This is a genomic window from Acinetobacter seifertii (genome assembly GCF_016064815.1).
Lineage (GTDB): Bacteria > Pseudomonadota > Gammaproteobacteria > Pseudomonadales > Moraxellaceae > Acinetobacter > Acinetobacter seifertii.
This window is the reverse complement of record NZ_CP065820.1, coordinates 1,922,218-1,946,568: the sequence shown is the minus strand read 5'-3', so window position 1 is coordinate 1,946,568 and position 24,351 is coordinate 1,922,218. Positions and strand designations below refer to the sequence as shown.

Below are 24,351 nucleotides of genomic sequence, written 5' to 3'. Positions count from 1 at the left end.
GATACGTTTTGATATGCCCTATTGTTTTCATTCTTTAAAAAGCTGTCTTTTACTGCTAAAACTTTACATATTCATTTTCTTCCCCCTGTCCATAAAGATGGTTAAAAAGGCGGTCACAAACATGATGATTGCGAGCATGCGTAATAGATCATTAAAGCTAGAGGTCAGTGCCTGAAAATGAATGTCGCGATAAATCACACTCAGCGCGATTTGCTGAGCATTTGCACCGACTTCTTGGTATTGCGCCGTGAGCTGATCAAGTCGCTCTGTAAATATCCAGTTTTGTGGTGTCATCGCCTGATTAATTTGGGTGACATGCATAGCCGTCAACCAGTCTAAGGATGAGTTAATCAGCGCCAGTCCAACCGCGCCGCCAATGTTACGCATCAGGTTATAAATACCGCTGGCATCGGCCACTTTACTAAGTGGCAAAGTGCTCATCGCCAAATGCGACACCACAATTAGGCAAATCATAAGACCAATACCGCGGTAAATTTGCGGCCAAAACATAAAGTCATAATCGCTGTGAATGCTGAGGTGCGAATTGAGCCATACACCAAAACCAGCCAGAACCATTCCGACAAATACGGTTTTACGGGTATCAAAGTTAGGAATAAGCCACGCAAGGAACGGCGCAAAACAGAACATGACAATGCCTGTCACCATCATGACATGACCAATTTGGCTACTGTTCATTTCACGGACTTGCCCAAGAAACACGGGAATCATGTAACCCAAGCCATACAGCGCCATACCGATCACAAACGTTGTAATGGCACTTAAGGTAAAGTTTTTGTTTTTAAATACCGATAAATCGAGCAAAGGCTTAGGCTGGGTAAAGCTTCGAGAGAAGAAAATCATGCCGCCTATCAGGCAGACCATAAAAGCAATACGAACGCCTGTGTCTGCAAGCCAGTCATGGCGCGCACCTTCATCGAGGAAATATTCAAGCCCACCCAAAAACATCGCCATACCGACCAGACTAAACCAGTCCATGCTTTTGATGAGTGAATAGTTTGCACGGTCGATATTTGGGCCTGAGTAAATGACCGTGGCAATGATAATGCCCGGAATAATATTGATCAGGAACATCCAGTGCCATGAGAAGTTATTGGTGAGCCAACCGCCAATGGTGGGGCCAATCGCAGGCCCTAAAGTACTGATCATGCCAAACATGACCAAAGGCAATGAACGTTTTGGTTCGGGAAACAGTAAGTACAACGCCGTCATGGAAGTCGGAATCATACCGCCGCCCATAAAGCCTTGAATACCACGGAACACCAGTAAACTTTCCAAGTTCCACGACAAAGCACAAAGTAAAGAACTCACCGTAAAACCGATTGCACACATGGTGTAATACACCCGTGTTGAAAGCACTCGCGAGACAATACTCGACATTGGAATTGCAATAATTTCGGCTATTAAATAAACCGTTTGTACCCAAGTGACTTCATAACGACTTGCACTCATGCCAGCTTGAACTTCGTTTAGAGAACTCGCCACAATCTGAATATCAAGAATCGCCATGAAGTTGCCAAAAATCATGGCAGCAAAAATTGCCCATGCAGTTTTTGCAGGAAACCTCCACTCGGCTTCAACATGTTTATTCATTTTCTTATTACCTAAAATTTTATTATTAAGTTCTTAGGTCAACGGTGGCACTCACCGACATTCCAGGTTTTATCAAATCAATATGCGGGCTTGAATCTATGGCAATACGTACAGGAATACGCTGTACAACCTTGTTAAAGTTACCCGTTGCATTGTCTGGTGGCATGAGTGAAAAAGTTGCGCCTGAAGCTGGTGAAAAACTCTCAATTTTTCCGGTATAGGTGAGGCTCGGATAGGCATCGAGTTTTAACTTCACCTTCTGACCAACATGCATTTTTTCAATTTGGGTTTCTTTGAAGTTGGCTTGTACATACAAACTATTTTCAGGAATGATTGCCATCAAACGAGTTTGCGGAGAAACACGTGAGCCTTTTTGAATTGCAAGGCTACCGATCTTACCCGAAACAGGACTCACCACTTTTGATGAAGCCAGATCGACCTGATAGAGATTCAAATTTGCATTAGCACTTTGAATATCTGCTAAAAGCTGCGCTCGACTGGCTTGTAAGCTCCCCAATTGAGCTTCTACTGCATTTACGGCGGCTTGTGCTTTACTGAGCTGTGCTTGAGCGGTTAAATATTGAGACTGAATACCCTCAAAGTTTTGTCGGGTAATCACGCCATCTTTTAATAAGTCTTGATAACGTTCAAACTCTTTTCTTAAGCGAGTTAAATCGGCTTGTGCTGCCACTACACCACTATTTGCTTCTGTAATTGATGACTTAGCAGACTTTTCATTTTGTTGTTGTACACCTAGTGCGGCTTCTTTTAAGCTGACCACAGAACGGGCTTGATCATAACGAGCTTGATAATCGCGGTGATCTAATACCGCTAAAGTTTCCCCTTTTTTTACCACCTGATTATCATTAATTAATAACTCCATCACTTCGCCTGAAATCTTTGGCATCACCCAAGTTACATCGGCTTGCACATAAGCATTATCAGTAGATTGATAAAATCGGTATACAAAAAAATAATATACGATACCAGCAACTAAAAATAACAACAGGACACTAAAAACACCCCATGTTATTTTCTTTCGACTTTGGAAATTAGTATCAGTTTCTAGCTGAGCTACGTTATCCATATTCATTCCGCTTATTTGTAATATTCGATTTTTTATTTAAGCCAATAAAATTATTGGTTTCTTATTTACGTAACTTTTCACTTGGTTTTATTCAATGAATCGTGACAGCGTAAAATTTGGTGCAAATTATGGTTCTGAAGTGAATTAAATATCATTGACCTCTTTGCCATATATTTTTTCTATTTATGTCAATAAATCATGTTATATAAACTATATTTAAAAAATATTTAATTCTAATTACGATAGATTTCTCTTAATAAATCGATTTAAAAATCAAACATAAATATTTGTTAATTAACAAATTACCAAAATTATTTATATTTTATTCAAACCTCCAAATTGGTTAATTTATTGCAGAAATGTTAACAACAAGTTTTATTGTGTAATATTTAAGTATTATTAATTAAAATAACATGTAATTTAAAAATGAGTTAACAATCAAAATTTTTATACTTATACATATAGAATATATATAATTTATAAATATTATATTTTTTAAAAACAACAATAAGAAATCTAACAAAATCATTAAAGATGATAAACGGTAATTTTTAATAATTAAGTCACTCTACCGAGTAAAATGACTTATATTTTTCCAAATAAAATAAAAGCAGAAAACAACCTCAAAGCCATTATTTAAAAGCAAAAACAAACCTTTAAAAATAGTAGTTTAAGTGATTTTTTATTGATTTAAACGTTTGAAAATTTTTTCTAAAGTTATTCCAATAGCAAGTATTTCACTGTCCTGATGAGCTAAGCCATCTATTTCAAGTCCAACTGGCAGTTTTGATTTCGTAGCCATTCCAATAGGTAAACTCAGTCCCGGTATTCCTATATTACTGCCGGGGTCTGTATTTCGCATGAGGGTCTGGAAAGTTTCAATTGAATAAACTTGTTCATTTGCTAGTGGTGCCACAATTGGTGATGTTGGGAATAATAAAGCATGTAAGTTATGCGCTTTAAATGTGTTTTGGTAGAGTTCAAGCAATTGTGGCCGAGCTTCGCTAATCGCTTTTTCATACAAAGGTAAAACTGGAACAAGTTGCCCCGTCGGATCTAGAGTTAGCTCAGGAAGAATATTCAGTTTAAAAATTGCCTGTACATCTGGGCTTGAGATCTGATCGACTACAGCCTCTATGGTCAAATTTACATGATGATCTTTCAAATATTGAATTAGGTCATATTTGCCTTCATAGATGGCCACAGGAAATGAAATAGCTTGATTGAGTTGTTCTAAATTTGGCATATCGACAGGAATAATTTCGACTCCAGCATTCTTTAACATTTCAAGCGAAATATGTGCCTGCTCATAAACGTCTTCATCTAAATTATTCCAAAAGTATGAATTGATACCGAGCCTAATTTGATGAGGCTGTAATGGTTCTTTCTTTGGCTCTTGAGTAATAAGCTGATCAATTAAGATAATGTCAGATACGGTGTGTGCAATAGGGCCAGCTGTATCCCGTGTATGTGAAATTGGGGTAATACTCTCTTGTGAATATCGTCCTACCGTAGGACGAAAGCCGACACAACCATTTAACGCACTTGGCAAACGAATAGAAGCACCCGTATCGGTACCCATAGCAATCGGAACCATGCCCGCTGCAACAGCCACCGCACTACCCGAAGAAGATCCACCAGCAATATGTAACGGGTTTACGGCATTTCGTGTACCCACAACGCCTTCTATATGCATGGCAGTATTATAACCTGTTACACCAAAGGCCAATTCGTGCATATTGGTTTTACCCACAATGATCGCGCCGTGGTCAATAAGCTTTTGAATAATCGGTGCGGAACTTTGAGGCCTAAAATCAGCTAAAGCTGGTGTGCCTGCACTATTAGGGAAACCTGCAACATGAATATTATCTTTAACCGCAATTAAAATACCCATCAAAGCTGGACATGGTTTTCCACTCAGTAGGTATTTATCCCAATATTGAGCTTGCTGAATTGCCGAAGCTTTATCTGTGCTAATAAATGCATTTAAAGATTGCTGTTTTTCAATATTATCGAAGTAATGATGCACAAGCTCTTCACAAGATACTTTTCTTTCATGAATGAGTTTAGTAATGATATCTACTGAAGCGTTTGATAAATCAAGTGATTCGATCCCATTATTTTTTTCATTTGTATTTAACATAGTAACTTAGAGTCCATTTAAGTTGTAATTTTAGGAACTTAGTACAAATTGATTATTGATTCGCATCCTCAAAATTGAGGATTGCTTAAACTTTAATGTCGAATGAGCAAGGCCATTTCAGTGCGATTATTGCAGCCGATTTTTCTCATAGAACTGTTCAAATGAGTTCTTAATGTAGTAAAGCTAATATCCAGTAAATTTGCCACGTGTTTATCACTTAAACCTTTAGATACCAAGCGAACCACTTCTTGTTCACGCGAAGTCAAACCGTATTGGCTTGATAAATCAGTGGGTAAGGCTTGAGTAAAATAAGGTTCAAGCAGATTTAATATTCTTTTTTCACGCTCACCAAACATGTCAGCGTCTTTTGCACGCCAAATACGTAAATCACCAATATCTATACCATTTCGGACAAAATAAATATTTATGCCGTGATACAAACCATAGGCTCTCAAAAACTCATTGTAATAGGGTGTTTTTTTCAGGTCTGCGAGAGGCATGACCTCGTTTACGAAAGTTGGTTTTTGACGTTTGCGAAGCTGTGCTGTAATCGGATCATCAAATTGCCAAACACACTCATAGTCCTTCATAGCTTTTGGGTCGATTTTCCATATCACACCTTCTTTCGATAAGTTATGGGTTGAATCCCAAATATAAGATGCCGCGAAATCAGCCCGTAATAAGATGGCAATATCTGCAAGGATACTTTCACGTAAATTGTATTGCCCTTTCCCTGAGCCAAGTTTCCATAATATTTCAGAAAACAATGTAAACTCAGATGGGCTGAAATCCTTTTCTAAAAGTGCGGTCATCATCTACCTATTTAATGAAATCCATCGAATTTTGAGAGGATCGGTTAAGTGCTTCCTTTGAGCTTAATACCAATCTCATCCTTTTCTATAACACATCTATTTTTTGATTTGGTAGTAAACATTAGCTATATTTTATTTTAAAGAGTGAATATTTCAGAAACCACATATATATTTGATTAATATTAAGCTTATTAGATTTCTTTTGATATGCTGCAAAAAAGTTAAATCTAATAATCATTTTACTCACATAAATGACAACATCTTGTTCTTCAGGCATAAAAAACCCACTTTTTAGTGTGGGTTCATATCAAAATTTAAAATGACTTTAAAATTTCAGACGTATATTTTCTTCAGATTTTTTAGCCTTAAGATATTCATCTAAATCTTCTTGGGTTACTTTAGAAATATCAACATAACTAAGCGAACCGCTTTCCAGATCAATATTATATTTTTGAGATAAAAGCTTATTGTAAAGTGATCTACTTGAACCAGTTTTAGAGTTTAAAAGCGTGCATAAACTACCAATAATCTCTAAGTCTACTTCCGATTGCTTTTCCTTTACAAAAGCTTTTAATTGCGCATCTCTAAATATATCTTGTGTTACTTCCATAACAAACTTTTTATATTTCGGACTATTTTCTTCGGCAGCTAACTGAATAGTTTCAAGAGGTACAGTTGTATGCCATAATGATTTCCTGAGTTCACAAATAAAAACCAAATCATTGGTTTTTAGATCTTTTGTTGCCTTATTTTTTATTAATTTATCTATTTTATAAGAGTTACTTTCATATTCCTTTGAATGTTCATTTCTTTGGTATTGCATATAAAGATAATTCCCAACTATATAAAGAATTGAAGAGAGAGCTAATACAAGAATTCCTATTAATATTTTATTAATCATATTTGATACCCTATAAACGTATTAACAAAGATATCAAATTGACTATTTAATGTCTCTTAAAAAATCTTATAGGGCATTAAGTGCCTTCAGGAAAACTGCTTAAAACTCAATTAACTCGTCATTATCTTCCGAATTGGATTAACCAGTTGGGTGTCTTTAGTTTCCATGAATAATTCAGAAATAATGCAAATCTTAAGCTTCCACACTTAAATACCAATTTTTCCAAGAACTAGTTCCCCTAGTTTCAAGAGACACAGTTGGAATCAGTTTTTCTTTTAATATTTCAGTTTGTTCAACCGCTTTTGCAAGTCTCGCTTTGACTGAATGAATGCATTCACGGTCACCAAATTCGCAGCGGTCTAAAGTTGTACCACCACAAGGCCCGTTGGCTAAACCTTTTGGACACGTTTCAGGGCAAATATATAAAGTATCGCTTAAGCGACACTGACCACAGCTTTCACAACCCACTAAGCTATGTTTACTCAGTACTTCTGTTTTAAGTAAGACTTTGGCGACCAAAGTATTTTCCCAAAAAGATGCTTTGAAAATAAAACGTCCGATGCCTTTAGCAATTTTTGATCCAAACATTGCTTCATGCATAACATGTAGCTGGCGATATTTAATTAATTGTTTAGACGTTGGCTGACACGAAAACCGAGCAATTTCAGGCGAAAACTCTTTGCCTGTAGTAACTTGCCAAAGTGAATTCCAAAGCTCTTCTAAAGCTTTAAGTTCCAGATGTCTGTATTGCTCGACATAGCTTTCAAGCAACATTTGCTCTTCGGGCTTATGGCAGGCAGATAAGTGAATTCCTGCATACCCTAAGTGTTTACATATCAAAATTTGCAAAGCACAGCGTAAATAAACGCGGTCTGTATGTCCTGCCTGTTTTTCATCTGCCAAGACTTTTAGCATGTGTGGAGTAATTACAATACCTGCAACTTTATGCTTCACCATAAAATTGGCACGACCTAAAGTCAGTGGCATGACGCAAGCCAGTATTTGCTGTGAATAATTGTTTTTGGTTAAAAATGCTTTGGCTTGTTTTAAAGCTTCAATGTCATAGCCCAATTGGGTAATGATAAAGTCAGCACCTGCTTTAATTTTCTTATGTAGTTTTAAATACTGTGCATCACGCTCAGCTTCAACATATTTAAATGGGTTAAAAGCAACCCCCATACGAAACCCGCCATGTTGCTTGGCAGCCATTACGGCGTTTACTGACTCTAAGTAACGACTACGAGGCTGCCCATCTCGACCATTATGGTGTTCTTTAAGTTTATCGCCTGTAAGCAATAACAAGTTTTGAATATTGGCTGCTTGAGCTTGTTCTAAAAATTGCTCGAAGTCTTGTATGTCTCGGGCCTTACCTGAAAAGTGTAAGACTTTATCGATTGAGTCAGGATAGCTTTTGCTGGCTTCAAGTGGCGCGATATCATGATCTGAATGTACACGATCTGCCAATGTCATTGCAGCCGGATATCCTGCAAACTCATGTTTCACAGGATAAATTTCATGTAGTGAAGTGAGATATTCCACCAACACAAAAAACTGGTTTTGCTGGAAGCAGGGAGAAACGTGTGACATAGGCAAAGTGCTGATCAAAACATGACATCAATCATAAGCGCGGCATTATAAATCAAAGTGCATCAAGATGCGCTAGTCAGAAAGCTCATTGTTTTGCTTATCTTCACCCTCTTTATTTCTAGGTAATTCGAGTGAGCGAGGAAACATAAAATCGAAAGAATCGAGTGCATAGCGATAAAGCTGAGCTGGTCGTTTGCCTACAATTTTACTTTGATTGGTTTCTTCAACTGCACCGGCTTCTATCATACGGCGTCTAAACGCTTTTTTATCTAAGGATTGCCCAAGAATAATTTCATAAATAGTTTGTAACTCAGTCAGCGTAAACAACTCGGGCATGAGACTGGCTGGCAATGCGGTATAGCGAGTTTTATTGGTGAGACGCTCTAATGCCAAGCTAAGTAATTCATTATGATCAAAAGCCAATGCTAAATCTTGTACTTTTGCTACAGGCACCCATTCGCTGTACTCAGCCAAAGCTTGGTGTTGATAGGCATTAAAATCAATTAATGCAAAATACAAAATGGTTACTGCCCAGCCACGCGGATCACGTTTGGCATTACCCACAGAAGCAACTTGTTCCAAGTAAGGTGAAGCAATTCCTGTTTTTTCGACCAGCTTACGATATGCAGTAGCCATCAAGTCTTGGTCATGGGTTAAATCTGCAAAACCGCCCGGTAAAGCCCATTGGTCTTTGGCTGGAAAGTTGGGGCGCTTAATAAGTAATACCTGCAACTGACCATTAAATACCGAGAAAATAGCCATATCGACCGTGAGTAAAGGTGCGTCATAATCTCGGCGATCATAACTGGCAAGGAATTCTTGTTCAGTTTGAATAGTCACGTTCAGTCTCTCAATGAAAATGATGAGCCGATGCCCATGCAACGACTCATCTAAACTCAGTTATGCGATGGATAAACGCTCACGTATTTGATCCAAAGTACACTCATATTGAAGTTTACCATTTTCAAAGACGGTTTTTAGTGCTCCACCTTGTTCTTGTTCGGCTGTTTGCTCATCAAACAAGGTAAAACGATTTTCACTTTCTTCGATCCGTAACAGACCTTTCGCAGATTTTTTCACACCTGAGTCAGTAATTGGGTCTTTAAACAGCTCGCGTCCTACACCATTTACTTGCCCCCAAGTCGCTTTCACAGCAAATCCAAAGGTATCGCGAGTTAAATAGTTATAGGTAAAGCTGCCTATACCAAACACCAAGTTATTTGAAGCAAAACCTTTGGCTTCAAGCCCTTCTAAAATACGCTGTGCACGGTCTAGGGTAATTGAGTCACCATAAATTAAACCAACACGTTCATTGAGTACTTTATAGCCTTGATCAGTTGTTGTACCGCCAAACACTTCCCATAAACATTCAACTGCGCCTTTATAAGCTGGGCTGCCAATTTCCGCGTCTGGATCACCACAAATAATTTTAACTGGGTCACCAGAGTCTGGACGGAAAACCAATTTCGCCAAACCTAAAGCATTGGGTTGTCTTGCCAGAATTTCAGATTTTAAAGCCACCGTAAATTCTGTAATCACTCGCCAAAAGTCCCAAGTATCAGACACAATACTGACAACACCCGACGGATAAAGCTCGCAAATTAAACGTTTAAATGTTTCTAGCTCACTGTCTTCAGTGCCCATACACATCACACTGTGTTCGGTCGCTGGTACAGAAACCCCAATCACACCTGCTGCATTGTAATATTCTTCTGCGTAGTCAATTGAAGCAACCGAGTCTGTTCCAATAAAACTGGTTAAGTGCCCCACACCCGATTGTGCCGCATCATAAATTCCACTCATGCCACGGCTACTAAAATCGTGTCCTTGCACAGGTACAAAATCGAGTGGTGCGCCAGTTTTTACGGCATATTGCGTTAATAAACGTTTGTACTCGTAGGCAATCGTTGCTGTAGTGCAGCTTTTCCAAAGCTCAGCACTTAAAACTGTTTCAATATAGTTGGTTAGCCAAAAGAAACGTGGGTCAGTGTTAATCACGGTGAGCACAGGTACACGCATATTGACACGGCTGCCTTCTGGCAAGGCTTTAATGCGTAATGGTAAATAGCCCAAGTCGTGTAACGCTTCAATGTGATCAACAGGTACTGCGTCTTCACCTAGTGAACTATCCATACGGCGTTTATAAGCAGCCACCACTTTTTCTTTAGGTTGTTTGAAAAAGCCTTCATTCCATGTATCGATTAAAAAGTGTTTGATAAAACCCTGAAGACCAAAGAACACAACTTTATCGTCAAAGTCAGGTAGCATTTTTGCGAGTCGAGATGAACGCGGCGTAAAGTTGGCGTATACATACTCTGTGCCTTTCGGATACTGACGTCTGTGATCAGCTTTATAAAAATCGATAGCGTTTAATGGATTAAGTTTAATAGTCATCTTTGTTCTCTTTATTTTGCTGCAAAAGCAATTACTGAAATTTTGTCTGATGGTTGTTGTGGAAAGCTGTCCGAGGTAAACATTTGGTCAAGCAGTCCATCAAAAACCTCTATTCCTTTACTGAAAATACCGTGGGTCACATATAGAACGACCTTATGGCAATTGAGGCGACGGAGTTCTTTGGCAATACCAATAAAGGTTGCACCGCCGTCACAAATATCATCGGTAATGACCGCTGTTAGACCCGATAAATCAGTCGCATGTACATGCGTACCTAAAATTTTGCCAGTCACTGGGTCGCGTTTTTTATCACACTGAACAATAGTGATGAGTTGTTTGCGCTCGCGGTTAAAAGCGTCTGCAACCATTTGTGTGCGTGCTTTTGCGCCTTTGTCTGGGCAAATCAGTACTGTTTTTTCATCTTTTAATAATGTGCTTAGCGCTTCACTCTTTGCGATAATGTCGACTGAACTCACATTTACAACTTCGTTAAAAGAAGTATTGGCAGCGAGTAATGCTGTTGTTACTTCACTATGGCAATCCCAAACAGTCACCTTGCCTTGTTTACCCGCTTTTTTGTCTGCATTGATATTAAGTAGCTTCGTCATCACATCGAGCGAGAACGCTTGGCCTACTGCACAAATACGGTCCTGACGTGCATATGGAAAATACGGAATTTCTAAGTCAACTGTTAGCCCCTGATTCAGCAATATATTTTCAAGTAACAAATAGTCCATCACATCGTGACTTGAAATCATTTTGGCGCGGACCAATACCTTGCCAGATAGTGAACCTAAGGTTGTCTCATCAATCTGAACATGACGCTCGCCACCAGAAAACTGCGTAAATTTCACTGGAATTTCATTTCTTGCCGCATCTAAAAGCTGGATAGCCATATCATCCTCTTTTTGTCTGATGACCTTCAATGAACATATAGTGGCACAAAGCCACTATATATTTCAAGTCTATTTTCAAACTTTTTTCAAAGCCATTTAAGGCATAAAATTTGCAGTTTTAGAGCATTTAGAGATTTGTTATTTAAGAAAATTTATTCTTCAAACATTTGAAATAAAAAATTAATTTACGAAAAGCATGACGAGTAGAACTATTATTAAAAGTAGCGGATATAACTTTGCCCGCCATAAATCAGGCAGTTTTGAAATAAATTTTTCTGAAAAATATAGCCCGATCCATGTTCCAGCGACCAAAAATAAAGCAGCTTCTAACCAGATTAGACCGATAAATCCACTAGGTGCCCATTTAGATTGCCAAAGTGACAACACACAATAAGTTAGCGTTGCAGTTAAAGACAAAGGCAGCGTGAGAATGTTTGCAATAGCCGCAGCCTCTGCCATAGAACTACCCCGCCGCCGTAATAACGGAACTGTCATTACACTGCCACCCACACCTAAAAGTGCTGCAACCCAACCAATAATTCCGCCTTTAATAAGTTCGCTGTTTTCACTATAGTTTTGCTTTTGCCTTGAGGTCACCATAAAGCCTGGTCGGTAATAACAATCAATAATAGTTATGAATACATAACCCATAAATATCCAGCGAAGCCAATTTCCATTAAACAATGAGGCCATTAGCGCACCGACAACTCCACCCAATGCGATGCCACTCCATAAAAAGCGGATTTTTTGCCAATCAATCTGTCCGGACCGATAGTGTCGAAAAGTTGCAAAACTTGCCGAACACAGCATCACAAAAGCTGATGTAGCTACGGCGATTTGCATCGCATGTATTCCAGCCATACTTTCGCTACTGTACTTTTGAATAATGACTGTATAAAGCAAAGGTACAGCAACAAAACCGCCGCCAAAACCAAATAACCAAGTGGTAACACCGGAAAGTAGTCCAAATAAAAATAGCTCATATAGCATCGTTATCTTCCTCACATTTATAGAGGCATGATATAAAATAGCTCTATGGCAAACTAACGTAGAAAAGCCATCTTTTTATTTATTTCAGACAAAAATATATGCGTAATATTCCAATTAACGATGTAGACCATCTACCACAAGCGGTTTTAGCGTTAGGATCGGACTATCCTGCTGATACTTTGTTAGATACGCATAGTCATCGCCGTGCTCAGTTCTTATATGCACCCGAAGGGCTTATGAAAGTTGAAACTGAAGATGGACAATGGCTCGTGTTACCGTACAGTGGTGTATGGATACCCGCAGGCAAACCACATCAGGTATGGCTATCTAAAGTCAGTACTTATAGTTTGTATATAGAAATAAGTAATGCCCCAAGACAGGCAAACTATTGCGAGGTCGTGCAAGTTTCACCGCTAATGCATCAGTTGCTGATTCAGGCAAATCAACTGCCTGTTGACTACCAACGTTCAGGCCGTGACGGCGCTGTTATCGATTTATTGTTATATGAATTAGAAGCTGCACCAGCCCTGCCTCTGTTTATTCCATTGCCTCACAACACATTACTATCTAATCAGTGTGCTGAGTTTATGGAGCATCCCGATATTCATAGCAGCCCTAAAGATTGGGCACATGTCCATAATAAAAGTGAACGAACTTTTCATCGTTGGTTTAAGGCAGAAACGGGCATGTCATTTCAGGCTTGGCGTAATCGAGTCTGCATCATCTATGCTTTAAATGCATTAAAAGCAGATATCTCGATTACTGAAATTGCCTTTAGTTTGGGCTATGAGCACTCGGCAGCATTTACTGCAATGTTCAGTAAAATAATGGGTTATCCACCTACCCATTTTCAAAAAAGATTTCATACGCATAATAAAGCGCTATAAAGATTTACTCATGTGAATGGTGTCATAGGTCTCGATCCACTCACGGTTAATGACATCAAAGCCTTGTAGACGCCAAAACTTTTCAGCCGCTGGTAAAAATGGATGAGTGTGCAAATACAAAGTCGTAATTTCATTGTTTTTTGCATGGCTAAACAACATGTCACATAGCTGAGTTGCGATACCATTACGGCGGTATTCAGGCAATACAAACAACTTAACCACTTCCACTGTATTAGATGGCAAATTTAAATCAAAACGATGGTCATACGCCCGATATGCAATAGTGCCAATAATACGGTTTTTATCTTTTACCGTAATAAAGCAACCTAATGGATCATTAACATAATATTGCCCAAAATTTTTTAAATCTTTGGGAACTTGCCCATGATAGATTTCTGGGAATAATAAATGTCTTGTATAAAGTGCAAACTCTACAGCAGATGCATAGTCTGATTTGTCAGCTAGATGATAGTGAAAAGTCATATTTATAGCCAAGAATGGTCAGGGATAACAATGGTTTTGTCTTGAATCATGGCTTCATGGAACTCAACATCATAGACACTTTTTAAAAACTTCGGATCGGTGATTCGTGTTTTAGACTCAGGCTTAACTACTTCGTGTTGGCGCATAAAAAACAAATGATCTGCAAATAAAAAAGCCAAGTTGGGATCATGCATAATTGCAATCACCGTAAAATTTTGCCGCGACAACTGACGCAATTTTTTCATTAAATAAGACTGGTAATAAACATCGAGATGATTGGTTGGCTCATCGAGCAAAATCACTTTTGGGGCTTGCACTAAAATACGGGCAATCATAACCAATTGCCTTTCACCACCCGATAGTTCTGTATAAGGACGGTCACGTAAATGCTCAATATCTAAATCAAGCAAAGCTTGGTCTACACGCTCCCAGTCTGATTTTGAAGGTCTATATCTGCTAAAAGCGGCACGTCCCGTAATTACTACATCTTTAACTAAAAATGGAAATACGGTTTTATGAAACTGTGGTAAAAAGCCAAGTAAAGCAGCCCGATCTTTGCCTTTAAAGTCTGATAATGGTTTTCCAGAGTAACGGATCAACCCATCTTTTACAGGTTCTAAGCCAGCCATCAATTTAAAAAGTGTCGATTTGCCACAGCCATTGCGCCCTAAAATGACGGAAAACTGATTTTCAGGAAACTCCAGATGAATGTTTTTGAGAACCTGTTTATGCCCATAGGCATAATTTAACTGATCAATTTGAATCATGCCCAATGAGTCCTCTGTGTTTTCATTAATAATAAGAAAAATGGCGCACCAAGTAGCATGGTAAAAATACCACTCGGTATTTCAAAGGTTAGTAAAACCCGTGAAAAGTTATCAATCATGAGTAGAAAACTACCGCCTAACACCATGTTGGCAGGAATACTGTAGCGGTGATCTGGCCCCACCAACATTCTCACAATATGCGGCATAAACAGCCCATATAAACTAATAATGCCAGCAGCAGCCACAGAAGTTGATGTACATACAGTCACTAGAACAATTAAAAGAAGCTGCTCCCAACGTGGATTGACACCCACCGCTTGCGCTTCTTCAGCACCAAGTGCCATTAAGTTTAAGCGCCAACGCATTGCAAATAATCCGACAAGGCCAATACAAATCGGTAGCACGGCGTATTGAACTTTTTGCCAAGAAGCTTGATGTAAATTGCCCATCGTCCATTGCACAATGGCTTGTAATTTAAATGGATCACTTAAGTATTGAATAACGGTAAGTCCTGCCAAAAAAAGACCAGAAACAATCATGCCGGATAAAATTACCATCACTAAAGACGTCTGGCTTTCATGTTTTTGATGTGCAAATAAATACGTTAAGGCAACAGCACAAACGCCAAAAATAAAGGCGGATAGATTTGGTGAAAGCCAACTTAGAGAAAGTGCCAAAGCTGCACCAAACGCCGCACCAGAAGAAATACCGAGTACATACGAGTCAACCAAAGGGTTACGAAACAATGCTTGCAAACCATTACCCGCGGTTGCTAATGCAGCTCCCACCATAAAGGTCAGTAAAATTCTGGGTAATCTGACATTGACCAGTATGTTCTGCATCAGTCTAAATTGTTCAGCATCAAAATATGGCGTACCAAAGACTGCTTGCACACCCCACCGCAAATAGTCCCATGCACTCAATGTTTGCGTAGGGCCAATGAGCAAAGAGATAAAAATCATGAAGAAAGGTAAAGGGTAAAACCAATAATATTTGAGCTTTTCCATATTCATGACACCAACGCTTTGGCAAGGTGCTCACCATACAACTTGGTTAAAATACGCTGTTGTAAAGCACTTACTGGTAAATCGGAATGTTCAGGGTAAATGCTGTGGTTCAAATAAATCGCCGTAATAATGATTTTGATGGTATGTGGGTTATAAATAAATGCAGGGCTCAAATTAAATACCTTACGGTTTTGTACGGCACTTAAGCCTTGTAATTCTTTGCGTTCATAAATCAGTTTTGGGTTGGTATTCCAAAGCACAATATTGTTAGGATTCCATTCAATGAGAGTCTCGGGATTTACATTGGGTTGATTGGCATTGGTCTGAACAATGTTGTAAGCACCTGCCAGCTCAATAAAGTCATTGGTAATAGACTGACGTCCCGAAGTGGAAAAAATTCGCCCACCTGACCACGCATAGTAAATCGATTGTTTATTTGGCTGACGTGCTGTTTTGGCTGCGACTTCTGCCATAATTTCATCAGAAAAACTCAAAATTTCTTGAGCTCGCTTTTGAGCTCCACTTAGAACAGCAATTTCAGATAGCTCTTCTTTCACTTGCTGGTAAGTGCCAGACTCCATTACATATACAGCGATACCAAACTGTCTTAATAATGCGATCGTTTGGGTCTGCCCGCTCCCCAAAATTACTAAATCGGGTTTTAACAACACAAGACTTTCAATATTGGTTGCATTGGCACCTTGTGAAGGTGTTGCAAGCTGTTTATTGGCAATGCGTTGATCTATTTTTGAATAGGCGTTAAATAATAAAGGTTGAATGTATACTTCGGCTGGTATGCCAATCACTTTATGACCTTGCCCTAGCATATATAAGCCATCTAAACCCGACTCAAATAGAGAAACAATTCTTTGCGCTGGCTTGGCTACACACACTTTTGTATTTGTACTATCAAAAACGCATATCGAATGAACTGCTAAGTTTTCTTTAGTTTTTCTACTTTGTTCAGATGAAGAACATCCACATAGAATGAGTAAAGTGAGTATTGAAGCCCAAAACCTCATCACACCTCTCCACGCACAAATATGGTGCAAAATAAAAAGATGTATTTATTTGGTGCAATTTTCATGTGAAAAAAACACCATAAGAGAGCAAAACGGTTTGAATCATCATTTATAAGGGGTGCAAATTAAATGTTTAATTGAAGATATGAATAATTAAGCAATAAAAATGCCAGAATTAAAAAATAAATTTATCCATCAATCGGTTGTTATAGTTGTTTCAAGTCAGAAAAAATATTTATGGGCTTTCACACTTCTCTAATAATGAGTTAACTAATACCAGTTATTTTAAAATCTAATTGAGTAAAATATTTAAAAATAATGAGACCTAAAAAACATAAAAATTAAAAAAACGAAACACAACACTCAAAAATATAGTTATTTTCTCATTTTTAATTTTATCAATTAAATAAAGAATTAATAATAAACAAAATCTTAGTTAAAATAATAAAATTAAGTTTTTCTAAAAAATTACAGCTTTAAAAAGTAAATTAATCTAAAGTTAATATTAAATATAAATCTTTAATAATGACTATTTTATGTGCTAGATTAATGTACAAGAATTATCCAATTACTTGGAAATTTCTCATACTACAAATAACTTACGAACTATAAGAATATTAAACATGACAAGGATTTTAAACCATGAAAAGAAATTATTATATATTAGGCACTCTTTTATGTGGCATGAGCTTAGCAACACATGCCGACTCACTACGAATGAGTGCCACGGAGTTTGCAAAAGACCCAGCCAAAGTAAGCGCACTGCAAAAAGGTCTGGAAAAAATGCGAGCAAATAATAATGCAAATCCATTATCTCCGGAGTTTCGTACAAGTTTTAATTATTGGGCAAATACTCACGGCTATTTTGGTACCGGTACACATGGCACTGATAAAACTACATATCTTAAAAACCGTATGGCAGGTTGCTTACAAGATAATAGTCAAGCCTTATGTGATAGTTACTATAAACATATTCAAAATTCTACAGTTCCAAACGATGGCTTTACCGATAAAGTTTGGGGTACATGCCAACATGGCAATCTAAACTTCTTACCTTGGCACCGTATGATGCTTTATTTTTACGAGCGAACAGTGCGTAAGTATGTTGGACAAGATTACTCTCTTCCTTATTGGGACTATTACCAAGAAAAAGCGGCTAATGGGAAAGGACTAGCGCTGCCTCAATTGGTTCGAGGTAAACAAGCAGGTAGTTTATATGACCAGTTCCGTACACCAGGTTTAAATGAGAATATCAGCGCTATAGATCCAGACGATGCCAGCGCTGCCCAAGCATTTAAATGGAATGACTTCACATCATTTTCCAACCAGTTACAGTCTCAGCCTCATGGTGTAATGCACTGCGCGGTAGGTAAAAACTGTGTGCTGCCAGATATGGGATTTGTACCAATTGCAGGTTTAGACCCTGTATTTTATATGCACCATGCCAATATCGACCGCTTGTGGCAATGTTGGCTAAATAAAAAAGCCAATGGACAACCCATTACACTTGAGTGGGCAAAGAAAAACTTAGGTATGCCAGATAGCTGGTATAACACTCGATACACCTTTGCAGATGAAAACGGCAATAAAGTCACCATGACCATTGCTGATGTATTTACCCCTGGTAAAATTCCGGTGCGTTATACCAATGAAAATGCATGTAAAGTTCAAGCACCAGTTATGAGTAGTCAAGCAGGAAAAGTAAATCTATTCAAAAAGGCGCATAAACCAGTCAGCAGCAATAAAACCATTAAACTGATGGGTGTAAGTCAAAAAGTAGCTTTAGCACCTCAAACCACAACGTTCTTAAAGAGTGCTAGTCAACTTTCTCAAACCACACTTTCATCAGGACAAACTTATTTAATCTTAGATAATGTACAAATGGTGGGTAATCCAAATCTGACATACAAGATTTATTTATCTCCTAAAAATAAACCTGACCAAAAAATTTATGTTGCCACAATTAACTATTTCGGTGTGTTAGATCATAGCCACGGCGGGCATGCGAGCAATGGTGCTATGGGTCAATTGGTCTATCAAGTCAGCGATCAAGTTAATCAATTAGGCGTACCTGCTGAAGACTTAGAGGTTCAGTTTGTTGCTACCGATTTAACCCTTAACCCAGTGAAGCAAAAGGTAAGTTCTCAAGGACTGAGCATTTCTCAAGTTCGCTTAGAAACTTCAAAATAATAATTAAGGGAGAGGCCTGATTTTTCAGGCCTATATTTATTATGAAAATAGCTCATTTAATATTATGTACCCCTCTAACGTTAGTGAGTGGGTATGCCTTAGCAGAGGAGTCTTCTGACCGTATATTAGAAGACCCTCCTGAAATGTCTGTTGCACGTAATCATCAAGCTTTACTTGCGGCACCAAGCCCTACTACTGCCACAACAAACGTTCCGCAAATGCAGTCTTCAAATGAAGCACTGTTTACTTGGGAGGTTAAAAAAACAATAAATAGACTCTGGAACCCAGCAACAAACAGTTATGACAAAGTCATGTTACGCAGCTATCAAGGCACAAATACACAGCCCAATACGCCTTATATTGCTCCAACCATTGAGGTGTTTCCTGGTGAAACTGTACGAGCAACTTTAGATAATCAGCTTGATATAGATCCAATTACCCATAAAAAACTTCCTAAAGACCCTAGTTGTACTGGTGATCATTTTGACGTGAATAAACCACATTGTTTTGATGGTACCAATATGCATACACATGGGTTATGGATTAACCCAGCAGGAAATAGTGATAACGTTTTAGTTTCGATTAATCCGGGTGTTCACTTTCAGTATGAATACAATATACCGCCAGATCATCCAGCCGGAACATTTTGGTATCATCCGCATCGACATGGTTCAACCGCGATTCAAGTCGCAAGTGGTATGGCGGGTGCTTTGATTATTCATGGATATCGTCAACCCACACCAAATAAAACAGGTGATTTAGATTTACTCACCTATGGTTTTAAAGAAAGAACGCTGGTTTTTCAGCAAATTCAATATGCTTGCTATGATGCTAACGGCAAAATCCAAACTGACTCAAAAGGTAATTATATTTGCCAAAATAATCAAATTGGTGAAATTAGGGATTATCAGGGCTTTGGTGTCGGCGGTTGGGGAAAATCAGGACGATATACAAGCATTAATGGTGAAGTTCAGCCTTTCATTACTCAAGCTGTAGCAGGACAAGTTGAACGTTGGCGAATGATTCATGCTGGTGTGCGCGAAAGTATTAACCTGAGCGTTCGCCAAATGCAAAACATCCCTTCTAAACTCGATTTAACACCAACGGGTGAAAAGCAATTATTAAGAGAAAGCTGTACAGGCCCGATTGTAAGTCAACACCTTATTGCAGTCGATGGCTTAACCCTCAAACAAGTCATGGACAAAACAGTCACTGTTTTTCAACCTGGTTACCGCTTCGATGCCTTAATGCAATTCCCGCAAGAAGGCCGCTATTGTCTGATTGATGAAGCTGCTTCAGCTTCTGCTAACGTGGACCGTATATCTTCTGAGAGACGCTTACTGGGGATTATTCAAGTCAATAAATCCACTTCAGCACCTCAGTCTTTAACAACAGTGTTAAGCAATAATGCAACACGTAATATTGCACCAGATATGCGTCTTGCTGTGCTTCAAGATTTACAACAAAATTTAAAGCTCAGTCATTTTGTTCCGCATCAGGATTTACCGGCAACACCAAATAAACAATTTTTAGAATTTAATATTGATACGAATGCTAATCCAACTCAATTTCAGGTCGATGGAAAACCATATAAACCAGACCGAATTGACCGTACGCTCGAGTTGGGCAAAACCGATGAATGGATACTCACCTCTAAATTAGCCAGCCATCCATTCCACATTCATGTAAATCCATTTCAGATCGTTGAGATTAGAGATCCTAGTGGAAAAGATGTCAGTGATATCAACGCCGTTGATGACTACGACAAATCCGCTCCACCCGACCCATAATACCGTGGTCTAAAAGGCACATGGAAAGACACCATTTGGGTTAAAAATGTAAAAGGAGCCAGTTATAAAGTCATTGTTAGAACCAAGTACCAACGCTACATTGGTGACTTTGTATTGCACTGCCATATTTTAGATCATGAAGATCAAGGCATGATGCAAAACATTCGCATTAGCCTTCCAGATGGCAATGGTGGTGTTTCACAGGGACATCATTAACCATAAATCTTTTTCAGACAGAATTAAAAAGGCCGCTTCTCGCGGCCTTCGTTTTATCACTTTTATATAGAACTTTTATTTCCTTGATAATTCATATTCTTTAAAAATAAATCGACTACATATTCAACCCAAATACCAATTTCACTCTCAGATATTAAATAATCAGGATGGGTCAGACATTTTAAATGAGCATCACTTCGTAAAAGCGATAAAAAGATATTTGCCGCAGCTTCAGAGGAAGAACTTAACTCAATTTCTCCTTGTTTGACCGATTTTTCAAGATAACCCGCAATAATATTTGCCAGTTTTTGTGGTCCAAGTTCAAAGAATTTTTCAGATAATTCTGGGAATCTGACTGCTTCAGCAATACAAACCCTAAAAAAAGCCAAACCTGAATGTGACAATATAAAGCAGAGATAAGTTTTACCCATCTCGGTTAAAGCTGAACGTAAATTTTTAGCTTGCGTCTCAACTAAAATAATTTGCTTTTGCATGTTGGTGCATTGACGTTCAATGACTGCAGCGAACATCGCTTCTTTATTTTTAAAACAACCATACATGGTGGCTTTTGAAACACCAGCTTCTTTTTGAATCATGTCTGTCGTTGTGCCACTAAAACCGTGGATCAGAAAAAACTTTGTTGCTGCATCTAGAATTTTTTGATCTTTTTCATTGGCTTTAATGCAATCTGACATACGAACCTACAAATATATTTAGAAATTTCATGATTAGTGTAACTCATCGAAAAGTTCAAAATCGAGAATTGACGTAATTTTAATAAGATAGTAGAGTACCGATCGGTACAGTTAAACTCAATAACTGCACTATGCAACGAGTTCATTTTTAAAATTTAAGGTAAAAGATGAATATACGACCACTCATCGGTTTGGCAGGTGCAATTTTTGCAGCAATGACTGTCGAATTTAATAACCGAATTACCAGTATTACTTTGGTCGATATTCGCGGTGCAATGGGTATTAGTGTCGACTCTGGTTATTGGGTCAGCAGTATTTATGCCAGTGCCATGATTATTGGCATGATCCTCTCTACCAGTTGGGCCGTTATTTTTTCAATGCGTAGAGTCCTTCTTTTTGCCATAGGTCTTTGTCTCGTCTCTAGCGTTTTAATTCCTTTTAGTCCCAACATTGAAATATTTTATTTATTGCGTGGCTTGCAAGGACTTGCCAATGGGTTAACCATTCCTTTACTCATGGCCTGTGCACTTAGATTTCTAGGGCCAGAAATCCGTTTATGGGGTTTGGCCTGCTATGCGCTAACAGCAACTTTCTTTCCCAACTTAAGTGCCGCACTCTCTGCGTTTTATTTAGATGTGGTTGGTTGGAAAATGATATTTTTCCAAACCATTCCTTTTTGTGCGCTAAGTGCTGCGCTAGTTTATTTTGGTATTCCCCAAGATCCATTAAATTATTCAAAAATAAAAACTTACGATTGGACAGGTGCCATTTTAGCGATTATTAGCTTAGCAAGCTTAAGTACCATGCTTTTACATGGTAATCACTTGGACTGGTTCCATTCTAAATTGATTAGTGTTTTGGCTTTAATCAGTGCCATTACCTTACCTTTATTTTTAATACATGAATGGCGCTATCCAACTCCATTAATTAAACCGCAAATGCTCGAAATACGAAATTTTGCCTATGCAGTTATTGCCCTGTTTTGTTTTGTGGTTATTGGCATGTCAACAAGCACTTTACCACTCAATTACTTAAGCGCTGTACATGATTATAAACCAACTCAAACCATGTGGATTGGTTTACAAATTGCGGCCTTACAATTTATTTATATTCCAATTGTTATTAAGCTTTTAAATCAAGCTTGGGTCGACAGCCGTTATGTACATGGCTTTGGTTTACTTCTGGTAATGGCCGGTTGTTTAGGTGCAAGTCAACTCGATACCACTTGGAATCAAGACCAATTTTACTTTTGGCATGCCATCTCATGTTTGGGCCAAACCTGTGTCGTGCTCTCACTCTTAATGATGGGTACAAACAGTGTTCATCCAACCATGGCAATTTATGCATCACCGATGATTAACACTCCGCGTGCGATTAGCGGTGTACTGGGTGTGTGCATATTGGATTGGGTCAATCGCGTACGTGGTGAATACCATTCAACACGGTTGATTGAAAATACCGCACAACATGTTTTCCAAAATATTCAAGGCCCTGTCATTAATCCGCTTACTCCCCCTGTGCTTACCACAAATGGTGCAGATCGTGTTTCAGGCGGTTTATCTGCCCTAAATTCTGCGATTCAGGCGCAACAATCTGTTTTAGTGATTAGCGATCAATATCTCATCTTAGCTGGCCTTACTGCAATTTTATTCATTGTGATGCTGATATTACCCGTTAGAACTTATCCACCACGCATTGCTCTCATTAAGTTAATGAATAGTCATAACTCAGGAAAATCTTTATGAGTACTCTAGAAGCCCAAGATCACTCTGCGACCGAGTCATCCAAATTAACAAAGGTGCAATATCTCAAAAAGCATTGGGTTATGGTTATTGCGTTCATTATTGTTTTAGTCTCTATTTTATGGGTTTTAAAACTTATATTTTTACCATCTTCGACTATTGAAACAGACGATGCACGTGTAGATGTAGAGTACTCAACCATTGCTCCTAAAGTCTCTGGAAATATCGAAGAAATTTATATTAAAGATCATCAGACCGTAAAAAAAGGCCAGCTTTTGGCACGGATTGATGCAAGAGATTATGAAGCTGCTTTAGCTGAAGCAGAATCTAATTATGCTAAAGCGGAAGCTGATTTAAATGAAGCAAAACTGGCAGTAGAAAGACAACCGACTGTTATTCGAGAAACAGAGGCTCAGCTTAGAAAAGTAGAAGCTGGAATTAAACTCACTAAAGATAATACAGCGCGTTATGAGCAACTACAGGCACTTGGTGCTGAGTCTAGATTAATTACACAACAGTCAAAAACCACATTGACTGAGCAATATGCTGACTTAGACAGCAGTAAAGAAAAAGTTACCGATGCACAGTATCAGCTCAACCAATATAAAATTCAGGTTCAAGCCAAACAAGCTGCTCTTAAACAAGCACAAGCAGCACTTGATAAAGCAAAGTTGAATTTGAGTTATACAGAAGTTCGAGCACCTATTGATGGCATGATTGGTCAAAAGTCAGCTAACGCAGGTAACTTTGTAAGCGCTGGTAATCCACTCATGGTCATTGTGCCTTTAGATCAAGTCTATGTAGAAGCAAACTTCCGTGAAATTGAGCTAAAACAAATTAAAATCGGTCAGCCCGTCACTGTCTATGTTGACGCTTACAATGTTGAGTTAAAAGGTATAGTAGACAGCTTCTCTCCATCTACTGGCGCATTTTTCTCTCCAATATCGGCGACCAATGCGACAGGTAACTTTACCAAGATTGTTCAGCGTTTACCTTTACGAATCAAGCTTATTGAAAACCAAAAAGATATTAAGTTGTTGCGCCCAGGTCTATCTGTTGTAGTTTCTGTAGATACCAATAAAAACTAAATTTGAGGTTGTGACGTAATCAAAAAAAGAGACCATTGAATGG

Annotated in this window: 19 protein-coding genes and 1 pseudogene; 5 read left to right on the top strand and 15 right to left on the bottom strand. The window is 38.4% G+C overall.

The genetic code is table 11. The features are described 5' to 3' along the window. Positions 1-63: 63 nt before the first annotated feature. From I8T81_RS09120 to I8T81_RS09075, 10 genes are all read right to left on the bottom strand, one after another. Positions 64-1,611: a DHA2 family efflux MFS transporter permease subunit gene (locus I8T81_RS09120; protein WP_019456767.1), complete on the bottom strand. Its 1,548-nt coding sequence runs from the start codon at positions 1,609-1,611 to the stop codon at positions 64-66. A gap of 25 nt (positions 1,612-1,636) precedes the next feature. Then, the gene (locus tag I8T81_RS09115) at positions 1,637-2,698 is read right to left on the bottom strand and encodes an HlyD family secretion protein (RefSeq protein WP_198072684.1); all 1,062 of its coding nucleotides are present in this window, start codon (positions 2,696-2,698) and stop codon (positions 1,637-1,639) included. 682 nt (positions 2,699-3,380) lie between these two features. Next, entirely contained in the window at positions 3,381-4,841 is a 1,461-nt protein-coding gene (iaaH, locus tag I8T81_RS09110) for an indoleacetamide hydrolase (protein WP_198072683.1), read from the bottom strand. Between the two features lie 92 nt (positions 4,842-4,933). Further along, the gene (locus I8T81_RS09105; RefSeq protein WP_198072682.1) at positions 4,934-5,653 is read right to left on the bottom strand and encodes a response regulator transcription factor; all 720 of its coding nucleotides are present in this window, start codon (positions 5,651-5,653) and stop codon (positions 4,934-4,936) included. Between the two features lie 325 nt (positions 5,654-5,978). Further along, positions 5,979-6,554 (bottom strand): hypothetical protein, encoded by a 576-nt coding sequence (locus tag I8T81_RS09100; protein WP_198072681.1) that lies wholly within the window; start codon positions 6,552-6,554, stop codon positions 5,979-5,981. 192 nt (positions 6,555-6,746) lie between these two features. Then, the gene (locus I8T81_RS09095; protein WP_198072680.1) at positions 6,747-8,141 is read right to left on the bottom strand and encodes a methylenetetrahydrofolate reductase C-terminal domain-containing protein; all 1,395 of its coding nucleotides are present in this window, start codon (positions 8,139-8,141) and stop codon (positions 6,747-6,749) included. Positions 8,142-8,213: 72 nt separating this feature from the next. Beyond that, the gene (gene ntrR, locus I8T81_RS09090; protein WP_198072679.1) at positions 8,214-8,981 is read right to left on the bottom strand and encodes an ADPR responsive transcriptional repressor NtrR; all 768 of its coding nucleotides are present in this window, start codon (positions 8,979-8,981) and stop codon (positions 8,214-8,216) included. Between the two features lie 60 nt (positions 8,982-9,041). Then, entirely contained in the window at positions 9,042-10,535 is a 1,494-nt protein-coding gene (locus tag I8T81_RS09085; RefSeq protein ID WP_198072678.1) for a nicotinate phosphoribosyltransferase, read from the bottom strand. An 11-nt stretch (positions 10,536-10,546) separates the two neighbouring features. Further along, complete coding sequence (locus I8T81_RS09080) at positions 10,547-11,431, bottom strand: phosphoribosyltransferase family protein (protein ID WP_198072677.1); 885 nt, start codon at positions 11,429-11,431, stop codon at positions 10,547-10,549. A 180-nt stretch (positions 11,432-11,611) separates the two neighbouring features. Then, positions 11,612-12,421: a sulfite exporter TauE/SafE family protein gene (locus I8T81_RS09075; protein WP_198072676.1), complete on the bottom strand. Its 810-nt coding sequence runs from the start codon at positions 12,419-12,421 to the stop codon at positions 11,612-11,614. 98 nt (positions 12,422-12,519) lie between these two features. On the opposite strand from I8T81_RS09075, the gene I8T81_RS09070 reads away from it, so the two are divergent. After that, positions 12,520-13,308, top strand: a complete 789-nt coding sequence (locus I8T81_RS09070) for an AraC family transcriptional regulator (protein WP_198072675.1) — start codon at positions 12,520-12,522, stop codon at positions 13,306-13,308. On the opposite strand, the gene I8T81_RS09065 is transcribed toward I8T81_RS09070, so the two are convergent. The 4 genes from I8T81_RS09065 to I8T81_RS09050 are packed head-to-tail and all read right to left on the bottom strand — an operon-like array spanning position 13,303 to position 16,587. Continuing rightward, a complete protein-coding gene (locus I8T81_RS09065) occupies positions 13,303-13,791 on the bottom strand; it encodes a GNAT family N-acetyltransferase (protein ID WP_004701494.1) in 489 nt (162 codons plus the stop codon). The two genes, I8T81_RS09070 and I8T81_RS09065, sit on opposite strands and share 6 nt — an antisense overlap. A gap of 2 nt (positions 13,792-13,793) precedes the next feature. Continuing rightward, positions 13,794-14,558: an ABC transporter ATP-binding protein gene (locus I8T81_RS09060; RefSeq protein ID WP_000614440.1), complete on the bottom strand. Its 765-nt coding sequence runs from the start codon at positions 14,556-14,558 to the stop codon at positions 13,794-13,796. Next, positions 14,555-15,565, bottom strand: a complete 1,011-nt coding sequence (locus tag I8T81_RS09055; RefSeq protein ID WP_198072674.1) for a FecCD family ABC transporter permease — start codon at positions 15,563-15,565, stop codon at positions 14,555-14,557. Before I8T81_RS09055 ends, I8T81_RS09060 begins: the two co-directional genes overlap by 4 nt. A 2-nt stretch (positions 15,566-15,567) precedes the next feature. Continuing rightward, the gene (locus tag I8T81_RS09050; RefSeq protein WP_198072673.1) at positions 15,568-16,587 is read right to left on the bottom strand and encodes an ABC transporter substrate-binding protein; all 1,020 of its coding nucleotides are present in this window, start codon (positions 16,585-16,587) and stop codon (positions 15,568-15,570) included. A 642-nt stretch (positions 16,588-17,229) separates the two neighbouring features. On the opposite strand from I8T81_RS09050, the gene I8T81_RS09045 reads away from it, so the two are divergent. Next, complete coding sequence (locus tag I8T81_RS09045; protein WP_198072672.1) at positions 17,230-18,777, top strand: tyrosinase family protein; 1,548 nt, start codon at positions 17,230-17,232, stop codon at positions 18,775-18,777. A gap of 41 nt (positions 18,778-18,818) precedes the next feature. Next, positions 18,819-20,783, top strand: a pseudogene (locus I8T81_RS09040) (multicopper oxidase family protein). 62 nt (positions 20,784-20,845) lie between these two features. Here I8T81_RS09040 and I8T81_RS09035 read toward each other — a convergent pair. After that, positions 20,846-21,478 (bottom strand): TetR/AcrR family transcriptional regulator, encoded by a 633-nt coding sequence (locus tag I8T81_RS09035; protein ID WP_191106284.1) that lies wholly within the window; start codon positions 21,476-21,478, stop codon positions 20,846-20,848. 167 nt (positions 21,479-21,645) lie between these two features. Here I8T81_RS09035 and I8T81_RS09030 point away from each other — a divergent pair, with 167 nt between their 5' ends. Beyond that, complete coding sequence (locus tag I8T81_RS09030) at positions 21,646-23,223, top strand: MFS transporter (protein WP_198072671.1); 1,578 nt, start codon at positions 21,646-21,648, stop codon at positions 23,221-23,223. Beyond that, complete coding sequence (locus I8T81_RS09025) at positions 23,220-24,308, top strand: HlyD family secretion protein (protein ID WP_198072670.1); 1,089 nt, start codon at positions 23,220-23,222, stop codon at positions 24,306-24,308. The genes I8T81_RS09030 and I8T81_RS09025 overlap by 4 nt, the downstream gene beginning before the upstream one ends. Positions 24,309-24,351 lie beyond the last annotated feature (43 nt).